5 protein-coding genes and 2 pseudogenes are annotated in these 3,491 nt (G+C 66.7%); 3 read left to right on the top strand and 4 right to left on the bottom strand.

Features of this window, described 5'->3' with window-relative positions; genetic code table 11:
* The 3 genes and pseudogenes from AS25_RS08665 to AS25_RS15520 form a co-directional block, all read right to left on the bottom strand.
* Positions 1–324, bottom strand: a 324-nt coding sequence (locus tag AS25_RS08665) for a transposase (protein WP_035959115.1), incomplete at its 3' end; no start/stop codon positions are given.
* A 117-nt stretch (positions 325–441) separates the two neighbouring features.
* A complete protein-coding gene (locus AS25_RS14660; protein ID WP_156960942.1) occupies positions 442–639 on the bottom strand; it encodes a DUF4113 domain-containing protein in 198 nt (65 codons plus the stop codon).
* A gap of 58 nt (positions 640–697) precedes the next feature.
* Positions 698–1,036: pseudogene (locus AS25_RS15520) on the bottom strand (DinB/UmuC family translesion DNA polymerase); the annotation flags it as partial.
* A 231-nt stretch (positions 1,037–1,267) separates the two neighbouring features.
* On the opposite strand from AS25_RS15520, the gene AS25_RS08655 reads away from it, so the two are divergent.
* The 3 genes from AS25_RS08655 (at position 1,268) to AS25_RS08645 (ending at position 2,704) form a co-directional block, all read left to right on the top strand.
* Complete coding sequence (locus AS25_RS08655; RefSeq protein WP_019311248.1) at positions 1,268–1,594, top strand: type II toxin-antitoxin system Phd/YefM family antitoxin; 327 nt, start codon at positions 1,268–1,270, stop codon at positions 1,592–1,594.
* The gene (locus AS25_RS08650) at positions 1,591–2,166 is read left to right on the top strand and encodes a type II toxin-antitoxin system RelE family toxin (RefSeq protein ID WP_035964348.1); all 576 of its coding nucleotides are present in this window, start codon (positions 1,591–1,593) and stop codon (positions 2,164–2,166) included. Before AS25_RS08655 ends, AS25_RS08650 begins: the two co-directional genes overlap by 4 nt.
* A 340-nt stretch (positions 2,167–2,506) precedes the next feature.
* The gene (locus AS25_RS08645) at positions 2,507–2,704 is read left to right on the top strand and encodes an antitoxin VbhA family protein (RefSeq protein ID WP_035964347.1); all 198 of its coding nucleotides are present in this window, start codon (positions 2,507–2,509) and stop codon (positions 2,702–2,704) included.
* A 122-nt stretch (positions 2,705–2,826) separates the two neighbouring features.
* Here the strand turns inward: AS25_RS08645 and AS25_RS08640 are convergent.
* Positions 2,827–3,491: pseudogene (locus AS25_RS08640) on the bottom strand (IS3-like element ISPfr10 family transposase); the annotation flags it as partial.

The raw sequence follows: 3,491 nt of genomic DNA, 5'->3' as shown, positions 1-3,491 counted from the left end.
GAGCTCCGCCCCGAAGAAAGACGCAGCCCGCTTCAGCACCTCGTTGGCCCGGCGAAGCTCGCGGACTTCTTGCTCGAGCTCTTTCACCCGCTGCGCCTCCGCCGAGCTCACGCCGGAGGTGACACCCTCGTCGATGTCGGCCTGCTTCACCCACATCCGCACGGATTCGACCCCGTACCCGAGCTGCGTCGCGACTCGCTGCACGGTTCCTTGCGTGACCCCGAGCTCGGCCCGCAGCGTCCTCACCATCCGCACCGCGGCGGCCTTCTCCTCGTCCGAGTAGCGACGCGTCGTCGGCTTCCCATTCGCCAGTTCCTTCGGCATAACTCCATCCTCGTTTCCAAGGTCAGGAGCCTCCAACAAACTCAGGGCGCTTCATGTCGCCTTGGTCAGCTGGGGGAGTAGGTCAGTTCTAGTGCGGCCCAGCCAAGAAGTGCGTGTTCAGGAGACGGTGCGGAGCTCGTTCCAGTCGGTGGTGTAGCGCGGGGAGAGGTCGGCTTGGCGATTGGTCCAGGGGGCGGGGGAGTGGGCGCCGGTGCGGCCCAGGGCGAGGGTGCCGGTGCCGAAGCGGCGGTTGACCGCATCGATCAGTTCCCCGATTGGGGCCGGCTGCTCGAGTACCCCCGGCAGAACTGGCACGGCCCCCTCGGGGGGCGAGGTCGGTGCAGAGGATGCCGGCGCGCATGTAGGACATCCCGTGCAGCAGCTTGGGCACCAGGGCCGCCCGGGCCGCGGTCACCAGGGGAGTGGGTTCGTTGGTGGGCACGGCCAGACGCACGTGCGCGGAGACGTTGTGCGTGGGTCCGGGCCGGTGGGGGGAGGTGGTGGCGAAGACGGTGATCCGCCCGGTGACCTCGCCTTCCTTCCGGAGCCGGCGAGAGGCACGTTGGGCGAACTCGGCCACCGCCTGCCCCACGATCTCTGGATCCCAGATCGGGTCCGGGAACGATCGGGAAACCAGGATCTGCTGCTTGGTGGCGACCTCGTCCTCGACGGGGATGGCGGGGAAGCCGTTGAGCTCCAGCACGGTGCGCATCTGCACCACGGAGAACTTGTGGCGGATGGCCACCGGGTCGACATCACGCAGCTGGGCGATGGTCTCGATCCCAGACCTCGGTTAGCAGCGACCGAACTATGAGTCGGTTCCCGTACCCGCCCGGGATCTGGCCCTAAATCATGCCTCCATGCGCGGGCAGGATCTTCTGGACGGCCTCGGTGGCGATCTTCACCAGCCCCCAAACTACACAGAAAAATGTATACTTTGGATATGTCTCTTCTGGATCTTTCCCATCCCATCTCGGTCACCGAGGCCTCCCAGCGCGGTGTGGCCGGCCTGATCAAAGACGCCGAGGCAGGGGAGGAGGTCATGGTCTCCCGCCACGGCAAAACCGTGGCCGCCGTTGTGAGCGCCCGCCAATTGGAGCAGCTGCGCACCCTGGAGGGAGACCTGCGCGATGCGGCCCTAGTCATCGTGCGTGCTGCCACCGACAGCGGAGTGCGCGGCTCCCTGGATGAGGCACTGACCGCCTTCGGCCTAGACCGGGCCCAGCTGGAGACAGAACTGGACGCCGACCTGGCCGCCGGCAGACCGTGAGCACACCCGGGCCCTCCACCCCGGATGCTCCACGGGCGGTCGTCCGACTCACAGAAGACGCCATCGCCGACCTGCACCGGCTGCACCGCAAGGACCCCCAGATCGTGCGCTGGGCCTTCAAGAAAATGCTCCTGCTGGAGCGCTCCGTCGAGGCCGGCGAACCACTACTGGGAGACCTCATCGGCTTCCGCAAACTAGTGGTCGGCGACCGCGACTGGCGCATCGTGTGGCGAACGACCACTGACACCGTCGGGGCCACCGTGATCGATGTCGCCGAGGTCTGGGCCGCCGGCGCCCGATCCGATGATGAGGTCTACCAGGAGATGGCCGCCCGTGTCGCCGCCCTGGGCACCTCACCCCAGGCAACCGCTCTCACCACGGTGCTGAAGTCCATGGGCCGCTTCTTCGCGGACCTCGAGGCCACCCCCGAACCTGTCCCGGTGGAACCCGTCCCGGACTGGCTCGCCCGCCGCCTCATCACCCAGGTCGGACTGAGCGCCCAAGAAGTCGCCGCGATGACCCCCGAAGACGCCATGGCCCGGCTCGAGGCGTACTGGTCCACCCCGCGGTGACTCCTCCGGTGCGCCCCAGCGCAAAATGCAAACCGAAACATCAACCGGGTCCGGCAAGGGTGTGTGGGGGACCGTCGGGCACTGGCCGACCGGGAGGTGACCATGCCAGGCCTCCACATGAGGAAGGCCTGTGAAGATCCGGCCTCTCTCAGCGATCCGTAACCACCGGACCAAATGCCGTCGACACCACCGGATCATCGATGACCGGGGCAACGACCACGACGGCCACCGGCCGATCAACACTCCTGCATCTTCTTGGACCGGCGAGGCACACAAAAGTAATGGGGAGTAGGAGACAGTTGTGCATGGCGCGACTTGACACACTGATCGGGGAGGTTCCATGGCTCAGCAACACATTCTGCCGCCGGCTCTCGAGATAGACCGGGCACAACAGGTGGCCTCCGTGGTGCACAGCGCAGCCATGGAAGGACTTCACGTCACCACAGCGACCCGGGCGGAGCTGGATCGTTTCGCCGCAGATGGGCTCGAGATCGAGGAGCTGGTTCGGCGCACCCGCGCCCGCTACAGCCTTGAGTGATGCCCCCAACCCATACCGTGACCCGTATCTGAACCCACACACCGGAATCCTGGCCAACCTGTTCGGCGCCTGCACCACGACAGAGCTCACCGCCGCCGGCTGGTGGCTGTGGGCCGCCCCCTTCATTCGGTCCGGTCGCTCTGTGAGTCGTCGGTTTCGATTTGATGGGTGCACTGCCGAGCGTACTCGGCCGGGGGTAGGTAGCCGAGCGATGAGTGCCGACGCTGATGGTTGTACTCGGTCTTCCAGTCGCCGATCACGACCTGGGCGTGCAGCAGTGAGTAGAAGCTGTTGATGTTGAGGCACTCGTCGCGGAGGCGGCTGTTGAACGATTCGACGTATCCGTTGTGCCAGGGCGAGCCGGGCGGAATGTAGAACAGGCCGGTGCGGGTGCCGGCCCAGTCGGCCATCGCGTCGCTGATGAACTCGGGCCCGTTGTCGCTGCGGAGCACACCCGGTGCACCGCGGACGGCGACGAGCTCTTCGAGGTGGGCGGTGAGCCGGTCGGCGGTGATCGACCGCTCGACGAGCCCGCCGATGCATTCGCGGGTGTGCTCGTCGACGATGGAGCAGATCTTGATCGGGCAGCCCCGCTCGTCGGCGTCGAACTGGAAGTCCACCGCCCATACGAGGTTCGGTGCGACTGCCGCCGGGGCGTCGACGGTCGAGGATCCGACACGCTTGCGGCGTCGCCGCTGCGGGACGCGGAGGCCTTCGGCTCGCCAGAGGCGTTGGATCTTCTTGTGGTTGACCGCCCAGCCCTCACCCCGGGCGTCGTGATACGCCC

The organism is Kocuria marina, assembly GCF_000786655.1.
In the GTDB taxonomy this organism is placed as follows: domain Bacteria; phylum Actinomycetota; class Actinomycetes; order Actinomycetales; family Micrococcaceae; genus Kocuria; species Kocuria marina_A.
This window is presented reverse-complemented; position numbering and strand designations above follow the sequence as displayed.

Bases quoted from the DNA above. Each gene is read 5' to 3' on its own strand.
- AS25_RS08645 (WP_035964347.1), top strand. From the start codon at position 2,507: ATGGCTCAGCAACACATTCTGCCGCCGGCTCTCGAGATAGACCGGGCA.
- AS25_RS08655 (WP_019311248.1), top strand. From the start codon at position 1,268: ATGTCTCTTCTGGATCTTTCCCATCCCATCTCGGTCACCGAGGCCTCC.